Source organism: Leeuwenhoekiella sp. NPDC079379 (genome assembly GCF_044542075.1).
Classification (GTDB): Bacteria; Bacteroidota; Bacteroidia; order Flavobacteriales; family Flavobacteriaceae; genus Leeuwenhoekiella.
The window spans coordinates 226,828-248,402 of the sequence record NZ_JBITTU010000006.1; the positions used below are offsets into that span (position 1 = coordinate 226,828).

Below are 21,575 nucleotides of genomic sequence, written 5' to 3' on the forward strand. Positions count from 1 at the left end.
GTCAATTTTGGTTTCGCAAATTAGACTAAGAATACACAAATGGTTTAAAGGGGTAGTGGTTAAACTTCTGTTAAAAGAAAAACGTTTTATCCTAACAAATTCTTAATGTTATCAAGAGGTCTTCCTATAACACCTTTATTATCAAGAATAACAATTGGCCGCTCTATGAGTTTCGGGTTTTCTACCATTATTTGAATTAATTCCTTGTCAGAATAAATAGTACCCTTAAACTTTTCTTTCCAAATAGCTTCTCCCTTTCTTATGAGTTCGATAGGCTGTATACCTAGCTTACCTATAATTGCAGCAAGCTCAATATAAGAGGGTGTGTCATCAAGATATCTTACAACATCAAATTCTTTTCCTGATTCTTCAAGTAGCGCAAGACCCTGTCTGCTTTTTGAACAACGTGGGTTGTGGTATATTTTTAACATATTATAATTCGTTACTGGTTTCCTTTTGACCGCTCATCATCAAAAACGCCTTTAAAAATAAATCAATATCACCGTCTAAGACGGCATCTGTATTTCCGGTTTCTGCACCTGTGCGAACATCTTTCACAAGCTTATACGGGTGTAAAACATAGTTACGTATTTGTGATCCCCACTCAATACTCTTCTTTTCAGACTCTATCTCATCACGAGCCGCTTGTCTCTTCTTTAGTTCTATCTCATACAACTGCGATTTAAGCATTTGCATCGCTTTCTCCCGGTTTTCTAACTGAGAACGGGTTTCACTATTGTGAATGATAATTCCGGTAGGGTGGTGGGTAAGTATAGCTTTAGTTTCAACTTTATTTACATTCTGACCACCGGCACCAGAAGATCTTGCAAAATCCCAGTTTATATCTGCAGGATTTATTTCAATCTGTATTGTATCATCTACTAAAGGATAAATATATACCGAAGCAAAGGAGGTGTGGCGCTTACCATTACTGTCAAAAGGAGAAATACGTACCAGCCTGTGTACACCATTATCACCCTTTAACCATCCAAAAGCAAACGGCCCATCAATTTCTAATGTTACTGTCTTTACACCGGCTACATCACCTTCCTGATAGTTGAGTTCTTTAATTTTGTATCCATTTTTCTCACTCCACATAAGATACATACGCATTAGCATTGCTGCCCAGTCACAACTTTCGGTACCACCGGCGCCTGCAGTTATTTGTAGAACGGCGCTTAGATCATCACCTTCTTCAGAAAGCATGTTTTTAAACTCCATACCTTCAATAAGCTTGGCAACCGTTTCATATTGCTTTACTACTTCAGCCTCCGTGGCATCGCCTTCTTTGTAGAATTCAAGTAAAACACCTACATCCTCAATTAAGGACAATGATTTTTCAAAATCTTCTACCCATTTCTTCTTTTCGCGTAATGCCCGCATAAAGAGTTCTGCTTCTTTAGGATCGTTCCAGAAGTTAGGGTCAAACGTTTTTTCTTCTTCGTTTTGTATTTCTATTCGTTTCTGATCTATACCTAAATGCAATTTTAGCGCATCAGTGCGCTGCACAAGATCTTTGATCTGATCGCTAGTTACCATGGTAAACCTGTTTGTGGGAAAGTTACTATTTTATTGTCAAAGTAAAATAACTTGTAACTAGAAGAGCTTCTGTATCTGCTGCTGTTTTTGTTGTTGCTGCTGTTGCTGTTGCTGCTGTTGCCACTGTAATTGCATGTCCTTTTGTTGAGTAAAAGGTAGCGGGTCAAAGCCTTGTGATTGAGGAATGACATCTGGCTCACTTTCATTTTGTGCAATAACTTCTACCGTATAAATAGTTTCATTTTTTGCAGAACTACTAAAGATAATTCCTTTAATAGGAGCACAGTCATTGTAATCTTTACCGTGAGCAACTTTAATATGATTTTCTAAAGCTATTAAATCATTTGTAGGGTCAAAACCAAGCCAACCTTTTTCAGGGATGTAGCATTCTGCCCAGGCATGCATTTGAGAATCCCCTAAATAGCCATTACCTTGATGTAAATATCCCGATGTATATCGTGCCGGTATATTGTTAGCACGTGCTATAGCTATAAATAGATGCGTAAAATCCTGACAAACGCCTTCTGAACGTTGTAAGAATTCATTTAATGTAGTAGTTACTGAAGTTACTTTTTGTTTAAATGTAAAGTTGGTAAATAGGTAGTTGTTTAATTCTTGAAGATTATCAAAAATAGAACGCTCTTTTGAAAATTTAAACGGCAGATTTCCTGCTGAAAGCAATGTCAGGTCTGTTGAACCTAAAAAGCGTTCATGTTTGATTTTAAAATCCAGATTCTCTATAGCTTTATAGTGCTCTTGATTTGCAAAACTATCTAATGCAGAAAACGGATTGACAACTGTTTTACTTACAATATAATTGGCTTCAAAAGTAATTTCTGAGAATGGTTTCTTGGGGTGTATGCGTACGATCTCAAAACCGTATGTATTTGTAGTTTCTTCTAACGCTGCTCCCAGAGAGTTTGTAAATTCAGCAATACGTATACTTTGTTCTTTAGACTCTTCCGGTTTAATAAGAAATTGCCATAGTGCCTCATTAACCTGAGCTTCATACTTATTTTCAGCTCTATATTTAATTATATAATCCAAAATGTCTGGGGTTTTAGTAACGTGCAAAAATAACCATTTAAAAATTAGAAAAATATTAATTTAATATTTAAAGTACTCGTTTTCAATCTTTTTTGCGATTTCAATAAGTGTATCTTGTATTTCTTCAATAAACAGTTCTACATTTTCTTCAATCTTGTCTACAGTTTTATAGCAATACTCACCATGAGTTTTTCCAATTAAAAATGCAGCGGAGTCGTGTCTAGGGTGTTTCTCACGATTAAGTAAATTAATATGGTTGTTTACCTGTACAAGACTGTTCATAACAGAACGTGGGCAATCACGATTAAGTATTAAAAATTCTAGAGTACTTATGCTGGTAGGTGTTTTTTTATAATATCTACGCATCATATCATACGATTCAATACATTTTAGAAGCGTTACCCATTCATAACTTTTACTAAACTTATCTCCATAACTTCCTTGCGATTTTAAAGCGTCATAATATTTAGACTGTATTATTCTAACGACTTGCGTAGCGCGCTCTATATTTACGCCCAACATAATTATAGCATATACTTCGTCGTGCAACAAGGTTCCTCTTATTTTGCCACGTATTACGGCTGTTGATTCTGCAACTTGTGTAGAAAAATCATACAATCCTTTTTTTACAAAAAAGTCGGCATTATAATTTAAAACAAAATGGTAGAATTTATTAAGAGATTCATAGAGCTCTGTAGAAATTAAATCTCGAGCTCCATTTGCATTTTCACGCGCAAATTTTACACAATTTAAGATCGAATAGGGCATATCTTTATTGAGCCCAATGTCAAAAAATACATTTTGTTCGGTAAGATCATAATCTTCAGGAACGGGGCCATTAGCCATGAACAACAGTGAATGAAGTACGAGTTCACGAGATTGCGACTTTTCATTAGGAGCATCTAAAGAAGAAAAGTAGTTTACGTTAAGATATCGTGCAAGATGTTCTGCACGCTCAATGTATCGTCCCATCCAGAATAAGTTATTTGCTACTCGTGCAAGCATAAGTTTTGTTTTTTCTTAATTAAGATTTATTTGTTTTTGCGTGGGTAGATATTCTAGCTTTTAAGAACCCAAGTGTCTTTAGAACCACCTCCCTGAGAAGAGTTCACAATTAGATTACCTTTTTTTAAAGCTACACGTGTAAGACCTCCTTTAAGAACAAAATCTTTATTGGCTCCCAGAAGGCAATAGGTTCTTAAATCTACGTGTCTTGATTCAAATGACTGGCTATCTTCAATATATGTAGCATGCACCGAAAGACTCATAATAGGTTGTGCTATGTATTTTCTTGGGGCAGCCAATATAGTTTTTTTAACCTTTTCGATCTCTTCTTTAGTAAGTGTGTTTCCTATAGATATACCGTAGCCGCCGGCTTCATCAACCGGTTTAATCACAAGCTTATCTATGTTTTCTAATACATACTTCATCTCATCTGGTCTGCTGCAATGATACGTATGTACATTATTGAGTATGGGTTCTTCTCCTAAATAATACTTAATAATTTCAGGCATATAGGTATATACCGCCTTATCGTCTGCGACGCCGGTTCCCGGAGCATTAACTAAACATACGTTGCCATTTTTATAAGCCGAAAACAATCCTGGAACGCCCAACATAGATTTAGGGTTAAACTCTAATGGATCTAAAAATTGATCGTCTACACGACGGTAAATTACGTCTACCCGCTGCGGGCCGCGAATGGTTTGCATATACACAAAATCATTCTCAACAAACAGATCACGACCTTCTACAAGTTCTACACCCATTGCCTTTGCTAAATACGAATGCTCGTAGTATGCTGAGTTGTAAACTCCCGGAGTTATTACAACACAATTAGGCTCATCTACACCACGAGGTTTAACAGACTCCATCATTTCTAATAAATTCTGTGCATAATCTGTAACAGTATGGGCATTGTAATGATTAAATACACCAAAGAGTGCACGTTTAAGAGCTGTACGGTTACAAATAACATAACTTACACCAGAAGGGCAGCGAATGTTATCTTCAAGTACATAATACTTTCCATCAGAATGTTTTATTAAATCTGTTCCTGAGACGTGATTGTAAATTCCGCCAGGAGGATCTACGCCTATCATTTGATGCAGATAGTTTGCAGACGAACTTATAAGATCTAAAGGCACGATTCCTTGTTTGATGATTTTTTTATCGTGATAAATATCCCAGATAAAGTGATTTAGAGCTTTGCTACGCTGCAAAACACCTCGTTCTATAACATCCCACTCTTTTTGATCTATAATACGGGGAAACAGATCAAAGGGGAAAATTTTCTCCTTTGCTTCTTTATCGTTATATACCTGAAAGGTAATTCCCTGATTAAAAAAAGAGGCTTTTGCTTTCTCATTTAATTTTGCGAAGTCTTGACTAGAATGGCCACTGTACAAATCAAATAATGTTTGATACACTTTTTTCACATTCCCTTTTTCATCAAATATCTCATCGTAAAATTTGGTGTCTTTTTCATAAGAAGCAAAAATAGACTGTTGGGTTTCTGACATAGGTTAGTTTCTTTGATGTTAAAATAGCAATTATATAGTAAAGAGCTTATAATTAAATCTTAATTATTCCGGTTTTAATTCATATATAAACAGTTTTTAATTAAATAATTAGGAATATTTCAATAGGCTTTATTACATAGATGCAGACTTATTTTTGATTTATTTGGCTATTTTTAGAGTTCAATACTTTCTATGAAAAAAATAATTACACTCGCTCTTCTAGTCTTTGTTTCTGTAGCACACGCGCAGTTCTTAGAAAAAATAAAAAACCTACAAACTCATAAAGGCCTTTTTACATATCACTACGACGAGAAATCAGATAACATCTATCTGGAAGTACCTAATGTAGGAGAAGAATTTATTTATGTACATGCTCTCAAAAGTGGATTGGGTTCTAATGATATAGGTTTAGACCGCGGTCAGCTAGGAGGTACAGCAATTGTAAAATTTATAAAAGCAGGTAATAAATTATTATTAGTTCAGCCCAATCAAGATTATAGGGCCATTACAGATAATGTTGCAGAGCGTGAATCTGTAGAGGAAGCATTTGCCAAATCGGTTTTATTTGGTTTTGAAATTAAAGAAACAAAAGGTGATACTTATATAATAGATCTGACACCTTTTTTATTAGAAGATGCACATGGTGTTGTACAACGTCTAAAATCAAATAACGAAGGCACTTATAAATATGACAAAGAGCGAAGTGCTTTAGCAATGAAAAATACAAAGGCGTTTCCTAAAAATAATGAATTTGAAGCTTTACTTACTTTTAAAGGAGAACCTCAAGGTAGAAACTTACGATCTGTCGCACCTGATGCTTCATCTATTTCTGTAATTCAGCATCATTCATTTGTTGCACTACCAGAAGCTGGTTATCAAACTCGCAAATTCGATCCGCGGTCAGGAGCAATTCATATCTCTTATAAAGACTACGCATCTCCAGTACAGGAGGCTATAGATAAAAAACTTATTATAAGACATCGCCTCGAAAAGAAAAATCCTGAATTGGAGATTAGTGAACCTATAAAGCCTATTATTTACTATTTAGATCCTGGTACGCCTGAGCCGGTACGTACTGCTTTATTAGAAGGAGCATCGTGGTGGGATCAGGCTTTTGAGAGTATAGGCTATAAAAATGCCTTTCAAGTAAAAATGCTTCCTGAAGGCGCAGATCCATTAGATTTAAGATATAATGTAATTCAATGGGTGCACCGCAGCACCCGCGGGTGGAGCTATGGCGCAAGCGTGGTTGATCCTCGTACGGGAGAAATCTTAAAAGGTCACGTAAGTCTGGGAAGTTTAAGAATACGTCAGGATTTTATGATTGCTCAGGCTCTTATGAATAAACCCTTTGCAGATTCTGATGCAAATTATGAGCCTATGTTGGCGATGGCCATCGCGCGTATTCGACAACTTGCTGCACACGAAGTAGGGCATACGCTGGGCTTTGCACATAATTTTGCAGCGAGCGTTACAGACCGATCTTCTGTGATGGATTATCCGCATCCTACAATACGGTTAAATGTAGATAAAATAGATTTTAGTAACGCCTATGCAACTGGTATTGGCCGTTGGGACAAAGTGACTGTCGCATATAGTTACAGCGATATTGCTAAAGGAATGACAGAAACCTGGTATTTAAATTCGTTATTAGAAAACGCAGAACGTGATGGCCTAAGATTTATTACAGATAGTGATTCACGCTCTGCGACGGGCTCACATCCTGATGCACATTTATGGGATAATGGAGCAAATGCTTCGACAGAGTTGCGTGGTGTCTTGGCACTTCGGAAAAAAGCTATTGAAAACTTCGGAATTGACAATATACGTACGGGAGAGCCCCTATCTGTTTTAGAAGACGTATTTGTTCCTCTTTATTTTTATCATAGATATCAGACTGAAGCGGCGATTAAAAGCATTGGCGGTTTGCGGTACAATTATGCTGTAAAGGGTGACGGAAAGCAAGAAGTATTAAAACTAGTTTCAAAAGAGGAACAAGAAGCTGCGCTAAAAGCGGTTCTAAATACGTTAGATGCAAATAACCTTGCAATACCTAAAGATAAACTAGATTTATTTCCACCAAGAGCCTATGGTTATGGTAGAGATCGCGAAAGTTTTAAAGGCAATACCGGGATAACATTTGATCCGCTTGGAGCTCCCGAAACTGCCGCAGATATGACCTTAGACTTTTTATTAAATGCAGAACGCGCAAATCGAATTGTGGCTCAGCACGCATGGGATTCTAAGCATTTTTCATTTCAAGATGTTTTAGAAGATTTAATCAAGGCTAGTTTCAAAAATCGACATCGAGATTCCTATCTTTCCGAAGTACAACAAACGATTAATTACCGCGTACTTGAACATTTAAAACAACTTGCAGTAAACACAAATGCGATACCCCAGGTTAAGGCAGAAACAATGGCAATTTTAGCTGATTTAGCTTTAAAAATGACAGATACTAATGATGTAAATGAGCGTTATATGAGTCAGGAAATCACACGTTTTATTAAAAATCCTGAAGAATATAAGCCGGTTTTAGCCCCTAAAATTCCTGATGGCTCGCCCATAGGAAGCTATCAATGCACAAACAATTAAAATAGTGACACATCAAGAACTCGTAGAAAAACTACCGTACACAAAACCTTTTTTATTTGTAGATACGATAACTGAAGTTTCAGATAATCATATAAAAGGTATCTATACATTTCCAGAAGATTCTGATTTTTATAAAGGACATTTCCCAAATTATCCCGTTACACCGGGCGTTATTCTTTTAGAATGTATGATGCAAATAGGCTTAGTAAGCCTCGGGATTTATAAGCTTAGAGACAAAGATTTTGATCTCAAAAATAATGCTACAGTGGCAATGACAGAAAACAATGCTCAATTTTTTAAGCCTGTTTTCCCTAATGAACAAGTTATAGTAGTGTCTGAACTGGAGTATTTTAGATTCCATAAGTTAAAGGCAAAAGTTAAGATGCTTAATTCCGCGGGGGATGTGGTATGCAGTGGGGTATTTTCAGGAATTTTAAAAACAAATTAATGCAGACTCCCAGAGTAGTAGTTACGGGATTAGGTGTATGCGCTCCCAACGGCGTAGGTGTCCCGGCTTTTAAAGAAGCAATAGAAAATGGTAAAAGTGGAATTCGATTTTACAGCGAACTTGAGAAACTTAATTTCTCATGTCAGATAGGAGGGATGCCTTTAATTTCTGAAGCTGTTAAGTCTAAATATTTCACACCATTGCAGCTACGTAATTTTAATGCAGCAGGTATTTTATACGGTGTCGCTGCCGGTATGGAAGCCTGGCACGATGCCGGTCTCAAAATAGATGAAGAACACTGTGATTTTGATAGCGGAACCATCTTTGGCGTGGGTACACTGGGCGTAGATAAGTACAGAGAAAGTATTTATAAGGTTGATGAGGGCAATACCCGTAGACTGGGCAGTACAAGTGTACAACAAACAATGAGTAGTGGTGTAAGTGCCTATCTGGGCGGTATGCTGGGATTAGGAAATCTGGTAACAACTAACTCGTCTGCGTGCTCTACAGGCACCGAAGCGATTCTATTAGCCTACGAGCGCATAAAAAGTGGAAAAGCAACCCGAATGCTTGCAGGAAGTACTAGTGATGGCGGTCCCTACGTATGGTGTGGTTTTGATGCGTTACGTATTTTACCTTCAAAATATAATGCCAGCCCCTCACAAGCCTCACGACCTATGGCTGCAGACGCTAGTGGTTTTGTGCCTGGCAGTGGGGCAGGAGCATTAGTTCTGGAAACCTTAGAAAGTGCACAAAAACGCGGAGCAAAAATTTACGCAGAGATTCTGGGAGGCAACAGTAATAGTGGTGGTCAGCGTCAGGAAGGTTCTATGACAGCACCTAATCCTATTGCAGTTAAACGCTGTATTTCTGAAGCTTTAAAAGATGCTAATATTACCGGCAACCAGGTTGATGTAATTAATGGTCACTTAACAGCTACTTCAAAAGATGATTTAGAAATTAGAAACTGGAGCGAAGCTTTAGATCGTAGTGGGGCAGATTTTCCCTATATAAATTCTTTAAAAGGAATGACGGGGCACTGCCTTGCCGCTTCTGGAAGTATAGAATGTGTTGCTTCGGTATTAGAGTTGAAACATCAATTTTTGTTTCCGAATATAAACCTGCAACAGATTAATCCTGAAATTCTTAAAATAATCTCAGAAACCCGAATACCAAGAACCCGAACGAATCTCGAATTTAATATTCTTGCAAAAGCGAGTTTCGGCTTTGGGGATGTGAACTGTTGTCTTATTTTTAAAAAAATATAATTTCGCTAAAGCGGAAAAAACAACCTATATGAATCAAGAAATTTACGAAAAACTAACTCAAATTATTAAGCCTTATTTACCTGAAGACGTTGATGCAGCAAGCATTTCTGAAGATAGCCATCTGGTAAGCGACCTCAATATAAATTCAACACATCTGGTTGATATTGTACTGGATGTAGAAGATGCTTTTGATATTACAATTGAAGATGACGAACTTGATAAAATGGAAACGGTAAAAGCATCCATAACGCTTATCGAACAAAAGTTAGCAGCGAAGTAATAGTGATTTAATTGCGTTAACAAGCGTTAAAAATGCTTCTGTTTTAATTATAACTTTTAACTTTCTTTCAAAAATAAAATTATGGAAGAGATTAAGAAAATTACACCTACAGATTTTGAAATTATGGACGAGATTAAAACACGCTGGAGTCCGCGTGCGTTTGATGATGTACCACTTTCTGTATCTGAGGTAAAACAACTGCTAGAGGCAGGGCGCTGGGCATCAAGTTCATACAATCAACAACCCTGGAGAATTATTTTCGGTATAAAAGGAGATCCTGTATATGATCGTATTTTATCCTGTTTAGTTGAATTTAATCAAAGCTGGGCAAAAAACGCTCAGGCACTTATGATTACAGCTTACAAGAAAACTACTAAAGATGGTGACGAGTACACACACGCGATGCACGATTTAGGTCTTTTTATGGGAAATGTAGTTATACAGGCTAACCATAAGGGTATTGCAGCACATCAAATGGCAGGTTTAGAGCCAGATAAAGCACATAGTGAATTTAATTTTACCAAAGAATTTGGTATTGCTACCGCAGTTGCATTCGGTCGTTATGGTGGTGATCTTGATACATTACCCGAAGATTTAAGAGATGATGAACGCAAGCAAAAACGTGAGCGTATCACAGTAGATCAATTTGCGTTTAATGGAAATTTTGAAAATAAGGTAAACTAGATTTTTTTCAAATAACAGAAATAAAAAAAGCGGATCGTTATAAACGATCCGCTTTTTACTTATAATAAACTTTCTTTAATTATGATCGCCATTATCTGGCTTATCTATAAAACGTTCATTTTTTGTAGTGCTGCTAATTGTCGGCTCTTCGTGCATCATCTTTTTATCAAGACCGGCACTATCAACACCTAAAAATTCTTGAGCCTGTGTAGGGTTATTTATTTGCTTTACTGTTTCATTATGTATGATTACAGGATGTGCAAATATTTCGGGTCTGTTTTTGAGAATATTTACGTAATCATTCTCATCAAAGTCCCCATTTTTAATCTCATCATCATCACTAACGTCTTCAAAACTCAACAACTCTCGCATAGGTTTATTAAGTTCTTCAGCAAGCTCTGCCCACTGCGTACCTGTTAAAGGATTTTTAGCAATATCTATGGTTTGTAATTCTTTATCTTTTACTGCAGAAATATGACCAAAAGTACGCTCGCCAATTCGGCTTGTACTACTATAGATCAATGTTATCTGATTTTCATTTCTAGCTATAGATTTCATAAGTTATCTAATTAATGAGATTTCATTTTATCCTTACGCTTAGCAAGTTGAATATTCAATTCGCGAATCGCTTCTTTTACAGACTCGTGAAAGCTTTTAGAACTGTGATCTGCGTATAGACGCGGTCCCGGAGCACTTAAACGAATTCCTGCAATTTTACCTGTTTCGTCGCTTGATGTATTTTCAGTTTTAAAGAAAATATCTGCACGTACGATAAAATCATATTTATGTACTAATTTATCTAATTGCTCTTTTGTGAAATCTTCTAAAGCCTCACTAGCGGCTACATCGTTATACTCAAAGTTATAATTCATAATCTGTATATTTTATTAGTTTCCTAAAATTACGCAAAGCCTCACAGCATACCACAGACTTTAGGCTTTCTTTGACAACTAAGCGTTAATTAAGCTTAATTTTAAAGTGCCTCTTCAGAATTTAAACTTCTTCTTCTGGAGTATTTGGACCTGCAATATAGATGGAAGCTAAAATTCCACCGGCTAGAGAAAGTACAATGACTGCCAGTGACATCCATTCAGGAACTTCAATCATATGTGAGAAGATCATTTTGAGACCTACAAATGCCAGTATCACAACCAAACTGTAATTGATATAACGGAATTTTTGAAGCATTCTAGAAATTAGGAAGTACATAGAACGCAAACCTAAAATCGCTAATATATTAGATGTAAAAACAATAAATGGATCTGCCGTGATTGCCAGAATCGCCGGGATGCTATCTAAGGCAAAAAGAATATCGGTAAGCTCTATGACAATTAAAGCTAGAAAAAGGGGAGTAGCGGCACGCTTACCGTGCTCAACCAGAAAAAAGGCGTGACCTTCTATAGTTGTGGTTACCGGGAATAATTTTTTTACAGATTTATAAACCGTAGAATCCTGCGGATCGTAATCGTCATCAGATTTAAGCATTTTGAAAGCGGTAAATAATAGGAATGCTCCAAAAACGTAAATTATCCATTCAAACTTGTTGATAAGCGCAACACCAAAAACAATCATTAATGCTCTAAAAACAATTGCTCCTAAAATACCCCAGAACAAAACCCGGTGTTGAAATTTAGGAGGTATTGCAAAAGAAGAAAAAATCACAGCGATCACAAATACGTTATCTATACTTAATGACAACTCTATAAGATAACCAGTGATATATTTGAGTACTGCTGTATTTGCAGTAATATTAGTTGGATTTTCAATAAGTTCTGCACTAAAAAGCCAGTAAATAATCCCACTAAATGCCATTGCGATACTAAACCAAACTGCAGTCCAGATACCGGCTTCTTTACTTTTAATAATGTGATCTTCCTTATTAAAAACACCTAGATCTAGTGCCAGACAAATAAGAATAAAGACGATAAATAGACCCCAGATAAGCATAGTTGTTGTGTAATATTAGATGAAACTAACAGACTAAATTGAACACGCTTATTCCATTAATTTATTTGTGTTAATTTGTTCAGGCGCAAATATACTATAGATTACAAGCCTTGAAAATCTAAAGATTCTAAATTGCTGTTAAATAATTGTGGTCTTATATCTTTCTCTATAAATTCTGTTTAATAAGATACAATGCTCAGGATTAACTAATTATTTTACACTAAAATATAAAATAATCTTATTGCTTAAAACTATCAGAACTAAATTGTTAGTAACAGACTAAATTAGATAATACCCAACTACACAAAATATCAAAATTGCTATGGAATCAAATTCTAACGAAGCTTTTATGCGTAAAGCCATCGCCTGGGCTCAAAAAGGGAAGGAAACCAATGGAGGAGGAGCATTTGGAGCTGTAATTGTAAAAGATGGAGCAATTATCGCAGAAGGCCACAATCAGGTAGGAAAAAATACAGATTGTACCCAGCATGCAGAATTGGGTATGATTCAGGAAGCTTGCAAAAAATTATCCAACAAAAGTCTTGAGGGTTGTATCTTGTATACCAGCTGTGAACCCTGTTTGATGTGTCTGGGAGCAACCAGATGGGCAGAACTGCAAATGGTTTATTATGGTGCATCTGCTGCAGATGCTAAGGATGCGGGTTATATTTATAGCGATCTCTTTTACAATTCACATACTGGTAAAAGACACGTAGAATTCAATTTAAAACAACTATTACGGGAAGAAGCTGTTGCAGTCTGGAAAAACTAGAGTATGAGCGAGGAAGAAGAAGAAAAGCAAAAAAATATAGATAAGGAACTGGAAAAGTCTGAAGTTTCTGAAGAATCACAGGCAAAGAGTCACGGTGAGATATTAAAAGAACAAATTTGCGAGGGTAAAAAAATATACAGTCTAAGTACCAGCAGTATTATTATGAGCTCACTAACTGCCGGTCTTGAGATAGGTTTTAGCTATATGATGCTCTGTAGTGTATTTTATTTTTTTTCAGATAGTTTAGCAGAAGAAAGTCTGTTTAAAATAATTGCTCTGGTATATCCATTAGGATTTATTCTGGTGGTTTTAGGTCAATCAATATTGTTTACAGAACAAACTTCGTTACTCACGTTGCCCGTACTCAATAGGCAACATAGCATAGTAAGTCTATTGCGTTTGTGGGGTTTGGTAATTTTTGGAAACTTACTAGGCGGTACTTTAATCGGATTGGTTTTAGTTTGGATAGGTCCCAAATTGGGGATTTTTGATGTTGAGACGGTAATTACTATTGGTAAACACGTGGCCGGTTTTGGTCTTCCTACCATTTTAGTAAGTGCAATTTTAGCAGGGTGGATGATGGGCTTACTATCCTGGTTAGTAACCTCTTCAAAAGATACGGTAAGCCGTATTATTATAATATTTTTAATCACAGCAACTATGGCATTTACCGGTTTGCATCATAGTATTATAGGTAATGTTGAAGTTTTTGCAGCCTATATTAGTGGTACCGAAATCACATTGGGGCAGTATATAAGCGTGCAGAGTACAGCACTTATAGGTAACGCAATAGGCGGCGCCTTTTTTGTGGCATTATTAAAATACCGCGCTTTTGTCAATAATGTAAGCTAAAATGTTAGGCAGGAAATTTGATACACTAATAGAAAAAATTATGAAAACAATTTACCTCATAGTACTTAGTCTTTTTTTAGTGAATTGCGGAAGCTCAAAAGATATTGATGCTACTACAAACGCAGATTTAAATGCGTGGCTTGAAGCAAAAGAATATCAGATTGAAGCGACCTATGCAATGCCTATGAATACTGCAGCTGTAAAAGCTGTTTTAAACAGTAATATATTAGGACCCGGTAACAATTCTGCTCAGGTAAGTTTAATAGGTAATCCCAATTTTGTAAAGATTGATGGCGATAGCATTCACGCAAGACTACCTTATTTTGGTGAACGCCGTATGGGTGGCGCTTATAATACCCGAGATGCGGGAATAACGGTAAACGGATTGATACGTGATTATGAAAAGGAAATTAAGAAAGGAATGTATGTAATCACATTTTCGGCACGTGATACTGAAGGAACCGAAAGCTATGATTTTATACTCAATCCAAGATCTAATCTGGTTGCAGATCTTTCTGTACAAAGTACACAACGCACAACAATACATTATCGCGGAACTGTAGATCAATTAAAACCTGAGGGATCTAAGAAGTAAGGTTAATAGAATATTAGGTCTAAAATATAATTTCCTTGAAAAAGTAATGTGAAGCAACTCTTGCTTGAAAAAGAAGCTTCAATAAATTCTATTTTACATAATGTAAATTATAGAACAAATATATTGATTAGTGAAATAGTGCTAAGAACTCATTTTTCTTAGTTTTTCCTTTTAGCTGTATTTAATAGATTGTTTTAAACTAACTGTTATTACGAATGCAATCGTGAAAGAATTCAATAATCTTAATACTATCTTTAAAGCATTAGAAAAATTAAAACAACCTTGATATCATTTTGAGTACAGTCGAGAAATCACAAATACGATTCATATTGATTACTAACTCATTATATAGAAAAAACTATAATTTTCAAAATTCGCGTATTCTGTACGAAGTCCAAGAAATTTTCAAATACGCGATTTTCAGAGCTTTGGATTTATACGTTCAAGATTCTAAATTTTGTAAGTTGGTAATTAATTTTCTTTCAGCTTTTCGGCAACAGCATCATAATATTGCCTGCTTACAACTTCTGTCCATTCGGTGGGAGTTTCACCACTGTAAAGCGCTAAGTAAGTCACATCGTTATTTTTTGAAGACGAGTGCCAATGTTCTGTATCCTTTAGACATTTAATAATATCACCAGTTTTCATTATATAAGGTTCTTTGCCCTTTTCCTGATAATACCCGATTCCCTCTACAACGATTAATACCTGTGTAGTACTGTGTTTATGCCAGTCTAACGTAGAATTTGCCTTAAATGTAGCTTTAACAAGATTATATGGTAAATTTTCATCTTCTTGCAAGATTCTAGATAACCAAGCTTCTCCCAGATAATGCGTATTGGGAGCTTTAATACCTTCATCTAAGTAGGAAGATACAGTATAGTCAGCATGTTGTGCAGATGCACCTAAAGAAACTATAGAAATAAGGAGAACTAGTATTTTTTTCATTTTAAAAATTTATTGTTTAAGCCTTTATAAATTAACCAATAAGTATGATGGTATTATATATCTAAGTAACTGTTTTTAGGAACTAGTCTAAAAATTATTTTAACTATTAATTACACGTTTAGCTAAAGCCTAATACTCCGTCTTATCCAATTTTTTTGTCCATTCCTGAAAAGGTTTAATGGCGACTTCGGGAGACAATTGCTCAAAAGGGATGCTGCGCTTCTCGTATGGTAAAGGGATTTCCTTATAAATAAACGCATCATCAAAGCCTATGTTAGCTGCGTCTTGTTGACTGCTTCCGTAATACACTTTTTCAGGTCTCGCCCAGTAGATTGCTCCCAGGCACATTGGGCAAGGTTCGCAGGAAGTATAAATCGTACAGCCATCGAGTTGAAACGAATTTAAATTTTTACACGCGTCACGTATGGCCGTAACTTCGGCGTGTGCGGTAGGATCATTTGTAGAAGTAACTTTATTATTTCCTTTTCCTATAATTTTTCCGTCTTTGACAATCACACAGCCAAAGGGTCCTCCTTCATTATTTTGCATTCCTTTTAAAGCCGCATTTACAGCTTCTAACATAAATTCTTCGTTGCTCATTATCTTTTCGTATTTGCTGTAAATATAGGAGTTTATGATGCTTTTAAGAATATTTAATTGCTGATGAAATCAAGTAGTACTCTAATATTTTCCGCAAAAAAAAACATATCTAAAAAAGATACCACTTCCCTCCCATCGGTTTAGGAATACAAATTCAGAATACGCACGTTATAAAAATATTAACTTTTAAAGTAGGATGAATAATAATTGCTAGAGTACTTTTGCGCCCTTAAATTAATTATCCAGAATCTCATAAGGGAGATAGCAACCTGCAATAACGAGCAAGGTGCTAAGATAGATAAGCCAATTACTTGGAAACCTTGTTAACGCATACGTCTATGTAATTACTGCTATTGCCTTTTTGAGTGTAAAATTATAAAATGGCAGAACTTAAGATTACCCCAAAATTCTCAGCACTCATTCCATTATTTGTCTTTGTAGGTACCTTTCTTGGCGTAGGTATTTATCAAAACGACTTTTATGCACTTCCTGCTCCTATCGCAGTTATAGTAGGGATTGTTGTGGCATTTATACTATTTAGACAATCTATTAACGCTAAAATTAGAACACTTTTAAAAGGCTGTGGTGATGATAAAATCTTGACAATGTGCTTAATTTATCTACTTGCAGGTGCTTTTGCCGCTATTACCAATGCAACCGGCAGTGTAGATGCAATTGTAAATATGGGTTTAGACTTCATTGCTATTGAATACATCTATATGGGTATTTTTATCATTGCAGGTTTCTTATCTGTCTCTACGGGAACTTCGGTAGGCGCTATTGTAGCCCTGGCTCCTATTGTTGTAGGTTTTGCTGCAAACAGCAGCGCAGACCTGGCGATACTTTGTGGTGCACTTTTAGGCGGTAGTATGTTTGGAGATAACTTATCGGTTATTTCAGATACGACTATTGCGGCGACCCAATCACTCGGAACCAAAATGAGTGATAAATTTAAACAGAATATAAAAATTGCCGTACCTGCAGCTTTAGGTACAATAGCTATCTTAGTTTTTCAAGGTACAGATCTTACAGCTAGTGCAGCAACAGCTGTTAGCTACAACTATGATGTGCTAAAAATCACACCGTATATTCTAGTAATTTTACTTTCTATTCTGGGACTTAATGTATTTGTAACGCTGTTTTTAGGAGTACTTGCAGCAGGTGTTTTAGGAATTAGCTACGGCGATTTCACGCTTTTAGAATCTACCAGAATTGCCTATGAGGGCTTTACGAATATGACCGAAATTTTCTTACTCTCTTTACTTACCGGTGGCCTTGCAGCTCTGGTAGCTCGTAATGGCGGAATTGAATTTATTCTGGTAAGCATTAAAAAGCTTATAAAAAATAGAAAAACTGCAGAACTTGGTATTGCTACATTGGTAAGCACCATCAATATGGCTATTGCAAACAATACGGTCTCTATCATTATCGCCGGTCCTATTGCAAAAACTATTAATGATGAGTACAAATTAGACAATAAAAAAACAGCTTCAATTTTAGATATTTTTGCCTGTATTGTTCAGGGATTATTGCCTTATGGCGCGCAGGTTCTTATGATTTTAAGCTTTTCTAACGGAAAGATTGATTATTTAGATTTAATGGGAAATACCTGGTATTTACTTCTATTGCTGGTGTACACAGTGCTCTTTATTACGTTGAACCCAATGCGCAAGCCAAATCTAAAGTAGTTTGATATGGAATCTACTATATGTATTTAATGCAAATCTATTTATAGATTCAAATTTATGAGTCGAAATGCAGAACACGTTTTCTCACAAATTTAAGTGCTACCGAAAAGCTTAGTAATACATTCTAAAATCTAATAGTTTACAGGCTGCGTAGTGTTTTTGATGTAATTGTTCTACCACTTCAAAAATATCATCATCTTCATTAAACAGATTAAAAAAGACTTTATCAAGGTTTGAACTGCTCAACCCGGCATCTGCATTGCCATAGCCAGAAACCGCTTTTGCATTTGTGATATCAAGAAAATATTGAGCTTCTTCTTCATCAAGGTCCAGTATTTTAGCACTTGAAAAATGAACGATTTTACCTCTTAGCTTTCCTTCAAAAAGTTCTGCTATTTCTTGAAAACTATAATAATAGTCGTTCAAGCAAATACTATTGGCTTCTCCGGTCATCACCAGATAGATGATCTCGTATTCCTTAAAATAATGGTCATCTAAAACCAGAGTATTTAGGCTCGCTTCAAGACCTTCTATGGTATCACAAGTTTGATATATACTTGCTATACCGTACTGAATCACTAACTCTTCGAGATTTTTTTGAGCTTCAGTAATTTGATTTAGTTCTACATCAGCAACCCCTTCGAGACAATAAATAAATTTCTCTGGATCTAGATCGTTCTTTTGTGGTAATTGTGTTCTTTTTTCCAGCACTTTAAAATAGTATATAGTAAACTGCAAATTTAAAGACTGTAGTGTGATTTAAAGGGATTACCTAAGGAAATAAAAGCAACTGTAGTTTTTAAAATAGGTAATAGCCTACCTGCTAGCGGAATAAATAACTGCTTTTTAAATTGTGAATATCTATCTGTTTTTATGTCAAATTACCCACGACCTATACCCTATTTTTGAAACTCTAAAAACAATATATTATGAGTGCAACCTGGTACGAATGCAAGGTAAAATATAGAAAATTTGATGAAGCGTCTGGTACGCAAAAGGTTAAAACCGAACCTTTTTTAGTAGATGCAATCTCGTACACTGAAGCAGAAAGCCGAATTACAGAAGAAATGGCTTCGTATTTAATGGAAGGTGAAGAGATTAAAATCACAAACATTAAAGTTGCTAATTATGCAGAGATTCATCCTTTTGAAAATAGCGACCGCTGGTTTAAATCTAAAATATCGTTAATCGCTTTTGATGAAGAAAGCGGTAAAGAACGCAAAACCAATATGTATCTGCTGGTACAGGCAAATGATGTAAAAGAAGCCTTTGAAAATACGGTAACTACGATGCAGGATACCATGGGCGAGTACACAATACCGGCAGTTTCTGAATCTCCTATTATGGATGTTTTTCCGTATTTTTCTGGTGATGAAGATGAGACGGAACGTCTGGAAGAGTTTACCCGTTTAAAAGAATCTACACCTACCTACAACGACGAAAATGAAGAATTAGCAATGGCTGATTCGCTTACTGTAGAAGCTGAATAACATAAATTACAATTCAATTTGAGTAAGGGGAGTAATCTCATTTGAGTTTTAATTTACTCAAATGACCGTTATAAAACTCTTTATAAAGTCCCGATTTTTCGGGACTTTTTTTCTAATTAATTTTTTGTAGACTCTAAAGTGGCGCAAGAATATTGCACTCTAGACAGCTTCATATGAAATTTAATTAGAGACAGACACTCCAACTTATTATAATATCAAACCGATTAAGCGCCCTACACACCTATATTTGCAAACGCAAATGCTTACTAAAATTGAAACATGATTATACCTAAACTTCATTATAAATCACAGGGCAAATCTCCAGAAGAGCAACTGGAAAATATTCAAAAAGCCTGTTCTGCGGGTATAGAATTGGTTCAACTGCATTTTGATAAAGCTACTGAGAAGCAGCTGCTTCAATTGGCTAGACAGGTACGTGAACTTACAGCACATTATCAAACTCGATTAATTGTAACAGATCATCATAAAATCGCCAGAGAGATTAAAGCAGATGGCGTGTATTTAGAAAAAACAGATCTTTCTAGTCTACTTTCAGTACGCAATCATTTATATACCTGGCAAATTATAGGTGCGGGTGCGCATACAATACAGGACTGTGAGGCTTTGATTGAAAAAGATATTGATTACATTAATTTAGCACCATTTAAAACCTATTCACAAGGAGATGCAAAAGCAGAATTAGGTTTAGACGGGTATAGTCTTATTACTGAATCTTTAAACACCACAACACCCATACTAGGTTCAGGCGGTATTGCTACAGAAGATGTAAAAGACTTATTGACTGCCGGAATTTCAGGAATTGTAGATTCTGACACAATCACTCAGGACTTCAACTCGATAAAAATATTTCACCAACTTTTAAAAGCCTCTTCTACTGAAGAGCAGCGTCATTCTTTTAAATAGATGTAGTCAGGAACATTTTAAAAAAACAAAAAGCCCGTCAAAAAATTGACGGGCTTTCTTAAACTTACAAGATATGTCTTAGATAACTCTTACGTTTACTGCGTTTAAACCTTTGTTACCTTCTTTAAGTTCAAATTCAACTTCATCGCCTTCGCGAATTTCGTCGATTAAACCAGAAATGTGTACAAAGTGGTCTTTTTCAACACCTTCTTCTGTAATAAATCCAAATCCTTTGGTTTCGTTGAAAAATTTTACTGTTCCGTTACTCATAATACTATTTAAATTTTAATAATTACTTAATAGTAAGCAATTACGATGCCAAAGGTACAGTAATCTAAAGTTAATCCCTAACAAAACAAGATTTTAAATGAATAAGGCACCAAATAAATGAATATGAAGCATAAATTATTAGTTCTAAAAGGTATTTTTGCGCAATGTGGATGTATTTAGGGCTACTAGCCGCACTTTTCTTAGGATTGCACAATTTATGTAAAAAACACGCTGTACGTGACAATGAGGTTCTTCCTGTTTTATTGGGAACGCTTATTTCTGGGTTTTTGATGTTTCTTCCTTTTTATTTAGGTTCTGTTTATTATCCCGAGTATACAAAAGAACTCGGCTTTTATATTACCGCGATTCCCTGGGAAGTACACGGTTTTATAATTATCAAGTCTATGATTATGGCAACTTCGTGGATTTTAGCTTACCAGGCTTTAAAACATTTGCCCATCACCATTGTTACACCCATACGATCTGCTGGTCCCTTTTTTACATTTATAGGAGCTATATTAATTTATCAGGAGCAGCCTAATTCACTACAATGGATAGGTTTTTTTGTTATTATTCTTTCAGTGGTGTTGTATTCCCGAATAGGCAAACAAGAAGGTATTATTTTTAAAAAGAATAAATGGATTCTAGCCATTATCGCAGCTACATTTTTAGGGGCTTCCAGCGGCCTGTATGATAAGTTCTTAATTCAGAATTTAGCACTAAACCCGCAAACTTTACAGTTCTGGTTTTGCTGGTACACTATTCTAATTTTAATACTCGTATTGGCTATTTTGTGGTTTCCGAAAGCCGAAAAACGAAAGGCGTTTACCTTTAGATGGTCTATAGTAGCAGTGGGTATTCTTTTGCAAACCGCAGATTACTTTTATTTTAAAGCACTACAAGACCCTGAAGCATTGATTATGCTACTTTCTGCTATAAAGCGGAGTCAACTAATCATTGCCGTTGTTATAGGCGGTTTGGTTTTTAAAGAAAAGAATAAACGTAAAAAACTTGTACCCCTAATGGGAATTCTAATAGGCGTTTTTTTGATTTTGTACTCTTAAAATTTAGTAGTTTTCAGAATTATCCTCAAAACTTAAACACCT

24 protein-coding genes and 1 riboswitch are annotated in these 21,575 nt (G+C 35.7%); of the genes, 12 read left to right on the plus strand and 12 right to left on the minus strand.

What is annotated here, in order from left to right:
* Positions 1-86: 86 nt before the first annotated feature.
* The 5 genes from arsC to ACIGAM_RS12845 are packed head-to-tail and all read right to left on the minus strand — an operon-like array spanning position 87 to position 5,108.
* Entirely contained in the window at positions 87-431 is a 345-nt protein-coding gene (gene arsC / locus ACIGAM_RS12825; protein ID WP_396511836.1) for an arsenate reductase (glutaredoxin), read from the minus strand.
* 1 nt (position 432) lies between these two features.
* Entirely contained in the window at positions 433-1,539 is a 1,107-nt protein-coding gene (gene prfB / locus ACIGAM_RS12830; RefSeq protein WP_396511837.1) for a peptide chain release factor 2, read from the minus strand.
* A 57-nt stretch (positions 1,540-1,596) separates the two neighbouring features.
* Positions 1,597-2,586 (minus strand): transglutaminase family protein, encoded by a 990-nt coding sequence (locus tag ACIGAM_RS12835; protein ID WP_396511838.1) that lies wholly within the window; start codon positions 2,584-2,586, stop codon positions 1,597-1,599.
* Positions 2,587-2,646: 60 nt separating this feature from the next.
* On the minus strand, positions 2,647-3,591 hold the full coding sequence (locus tag ACIGAM_RS12840; RefSeq protein ID WP_396511839.1) for an alpha-E domain-containing protein: 945 nt from the start codon (positions 3,589-3,591) through the stop codon (positions 2,647-2,649).
* Positions 3,592-3,644: 53 nt separating this feature from the next.
* Positions 3,645-5,108 (minus strand): circularly permuted type 2 ATP-grasp protein, encoded by a 1,464-nt coding sequence (locus tag ACIGAM_RS12845; protein ID WP_396511840.1) that lies wholly within the window; start codon positions 5,106-5,108, stop codon positions 3,645-3,647.
* A 192-nt stretch (positions 5,109-5,300) separates the two neighbouring features.
* On the opposite strand from ACIGAM_RS12845, the gene ACIGAM_RS12850 reads away from it, so the two are divergent.
* The 5 genes from ACIGAM_RS12850 (at position 5,301) to ACIGAM_RS12870 (ending at position 10,383) form a co-directional block, all read left to right on the plus strand.
* Positions 5,301-7,703, plus strand: a complete 2,403-nt coding sequence (locus ACIGAM_RS12850) for a zinc-dependent metalloprotease (RefSeq protein ID WP_396511841.1) — start codon at positions 5,301-5,303, stop codon at positions 7,701-7,703.
* 4 nt (positions 7,704-7,707) lie between these two features.
* Positions 7,708-8,151 carry a 3-hydroxyacyl-ACP dehydratase FabZ family protein gene (locus ACIGAM_RS12855; protein WP_396511842.1) on the plus strand — a complete coding sequence of 148 codons (444 nt, stop codon included), beginning with the start codon at positions 7,708-7,710 and terminating at the stop codon, positions 8,149-8,151.
* Positions 8,151-9,419, plus strand: a complete 1,269-nt coding sequence (locus ACIGAM_RS12860; protein ID WP_396511843.1) for a beta-ketoacyl-[acyl-carrier-protein] synthase family protein — start codon at positions 8,151-8,153, stop codon at positions 9,417-9,419. Before ACIGAM_RS12855 ends, ACIGAM_RS12860 begins: the two co-directional genes overlap by 1 nt.
* 28 nt (positions 9,420-9,447) lie before the next feature.
* Positions 9,448-9,699, plus strand: a complete 252-nt coding sequence (locus tag ACIGAM_RS12865) for an acyl carrier protein (RefSeq protein ID WP_396511844.1) — start codon at positions 9,448-9,450, stop codon at positions 9,697-9,699.
* Between the two features lie 81 nt (positions 9,700-9,780).
* Entirely contained in the window at positions 9,781-10,383 is a 603-nt protein-coding gene (locus ACIGAM_RS12870) for a nitroreductase family protein (protein ID WP_396511845.1), read from the plus strand.
* A gap of 75 nt (positions 10,384-10,458) precedes the next feature.
* Here ACIGAM_RS12870 and ACIGAM_RS12875 read toward each other — a convergent pair whose 3' ends face one another.
* The 3 genes from ACIGAM_RS12875 to ACIGAM_RS12885 all read right to left on the minus strand — a co-directional run bounded on the left by ACIGAM_RS12875 (position 10,459) and on the right by ACIGAM_RS12885 (position 12,330).
* Positions 10,459-10,941, minus strand: coding sequence for an arsenate reductase family protein (locus tag ACIGAM_RS12875; protein WP_396511846.1), 483 nt, complete (start codon positions 10,939-10,941; stop codon positions 10,459-10,461).
* An 11-nt stretch (positions 10,942-10,952) separates the two neighbouring features.
* On the minus strand, positions 10,953-11,255 hold the full coding sequence (gene hpf, locus ACIGAM_RS12880; protein WP_396511847.1) for a ribosome hibernation-promoting factor, HPF/YfiA family: 303 nt from the start codon (positions 11,253-11,255) through the stop codon (positions 10,953-10,955).
* A 121-nt stretch (positions 11,256-11,376) separates the two neighbouring features.
* Positions 11,377-12,330 (minus strand): TerC family protein, encoded by a 954-nt coding sequence (locus ACIGAM_RS12885; protein WP_396511848.1) that lies wholly within the window; start codon positions 12,328-12,330, stop codon positions 11,377-11,379.
* Positions 12,331-12,652: 322 nt separating this feature from the next.
* On the opposite strand from ACIGAM_RS12885, the gene ACIGAM_RS12890 reads away from it, so the two are divergent.
* The 3 genes from ACIGAM_RS12890 to ACIGAM_RS12900 are packed head-to-tail and all read left to right on the plus strand — an operon-like array spanning position 12,653 to position 14,549.
* Positions 12,653-13,102, plus strand: coding sequence for a nucleoside deaminase (locus ACIGAM_RS12890; protein WP_396511849.1), 450 nt, complete (start codon positions 12,653-12,655; stop codon positions 13,100-13,102).
* Positions 13,103-13,105: 3 nt separating this feature from the next.
* Positions 13,106-13,954: a formate/nitrite transporter family protein gene (locus tag ACIGAM_RS12895; protein WP_396511850.1), complete on the plus strand. Its 849-nt coding sequence runs from the start codon at positions 13,106-13,108 to the stop codon at positions 13,952-13,954.
* Between the two features lie 40 nt (positions 13,955-13,994).
* Positions 13,995-14,549 (plus strand): DUF4251 domain-containing protein, encoded by a 555-nt coding sequence (locus tag ACIGAM_RS12900; RefSeq protein ID WP_396511851.1) that lies wholly within the window; start codon positions 13,995-13,997, stop codon positions 14,547-14,549.
* A 471-nt stretch (positions 14,550-15,020) separates the two neighbouring features.
* On the opposite strand, the gene ACIGAM_RS12905 is transcribed toward ACIGAM_RS12900, so the two are convergent.
* Positions 15,021-15,497 carry a cupin domain-containing protein gene (locus ACIGAM_RS12905; protein WP_396511852.1) on the minus strand — a complete coding sequence of 159 codons (477 nt, stop codon included), beginning with the start codon at positions 15,495-15,497 and terminating at the stop codon, positions 15,021-15,023.
* Positions 15,498-15,626: 129 nt separating this feature from the next.
* Positions 15,627-16,097 carry a nucleoside deaminase gene (locus ACIGAM_RS12910; protein WP_396511853.1) on the minus strand — a complete coding sequence of 157 codons (471 nt, stop codon included), beginning with the start codon at positions 16,095-16,097 and terminating at the stop codon, positions 15,627-15,629.
* Between the two features lie 233 nt (positions 16,098-16,330).
* A riboswitch (SAM-I-IV-variant riboswitch) is annotated at positions 16,331-16,429 on the plus strand.
* 48 nt (positions 16,430-16,477) lie between these two features.
* Between ACIGAM_RS12910 and ACIGAM_RS12915 the strand changes: the two genes are divergently transcribed.
* Positions 16,478-17,785, plus strand: coding sequence for a Na+/H+ antiporter NhaC family protein (locus ACIGAM_RS12915; protein WP_396511854.1), 1,308 nt, complete (start codon positions 16,478-16,480; stop codon positions 17,783-17,785).
* A 111-nt stretch (positions 17,786-17,896) separates the two neighbouring features.
* Here ACIGAM_RS12915 and ACIGAM_RS12920 read toward each other — a convergent pair whose 3' ends face one another.
* Complete coding sequence (locus ACIGAM_RS12920) at positions 17,897-18,496, minus strand: DUF6642 family protein (RefSeq protein WP_396511855.1); 600 nt, start codon at positions 18,494-18,496, stop codon at positions 17,897-17,899.
* A 218-nt stretch (positions 18,497-18,714) separates the two neighbouring features.
* Here ACIGAM_RS12920 and ACIGAM_RS12925 point away from each other — a divergent pair, with 218 nt between their 5' ends.
* On the plus strand, positions 18,715-19,275 hold the full coding sequence (locus ACIGAM_RS12925) for a DUF4494 domain-containing protein (RefSeq protein WP_396511856.1): 561 nt from the start codon (positions 18,715-18,717) through the stop codon (positions 19,273-19,275).
* A 279-nt stretch (positions 19,276-19,554) separates the two neighbouring features.
* The gene (locus ACIGAM_RS12930) at positions 19,555-20,199 is read left to right on the plus strand and encodes a thiamine phosphate synthase (protein ID WP_396511857.1); all 645 of its coding nucleotides are present in this window, start codon (positions 19,555-19,557) and stop codon (positions 20,197-20,199) included.
* Between the two features lie 78 nt (positions 20,200-20,277).
* Here the strand turns inward: ACIGAM_RS12930 and ACIGAM_RS12935 are convergent, their stop codons facing one another.
* Positions 20,278-20,469 carry a cold-shock protein gene (locus ACIGAM_RS12935; protein ID WP_396511858.1) on the minus strand — a complete coding sequence of 64 codons (192 nt, stop codon included), beginning with the start codon at positions 20,467-20,469 and terminating at the stop codon, positions 20,278-20,280.
* Positions 20,470-20,633: 164 nt separating this feature from the next.
* Here ACIGAM_RS12935 and ACIGAM_RS12940 point away from each other — a divergent pair, with 164 nt between their 5' ends.
* On the plus strand, positions 20,634-21,533 hold the full coding sequence (locus tag ACIGAM_RS12940) for an EamA family transporter (protein WP_396511859.1): 900 nt from the start codon (positions 20,634-20,636) through the stop codon (positions 21,531-21,533).
* Positions 21,534-21,575: the final 42 nt, after the last annotated feature.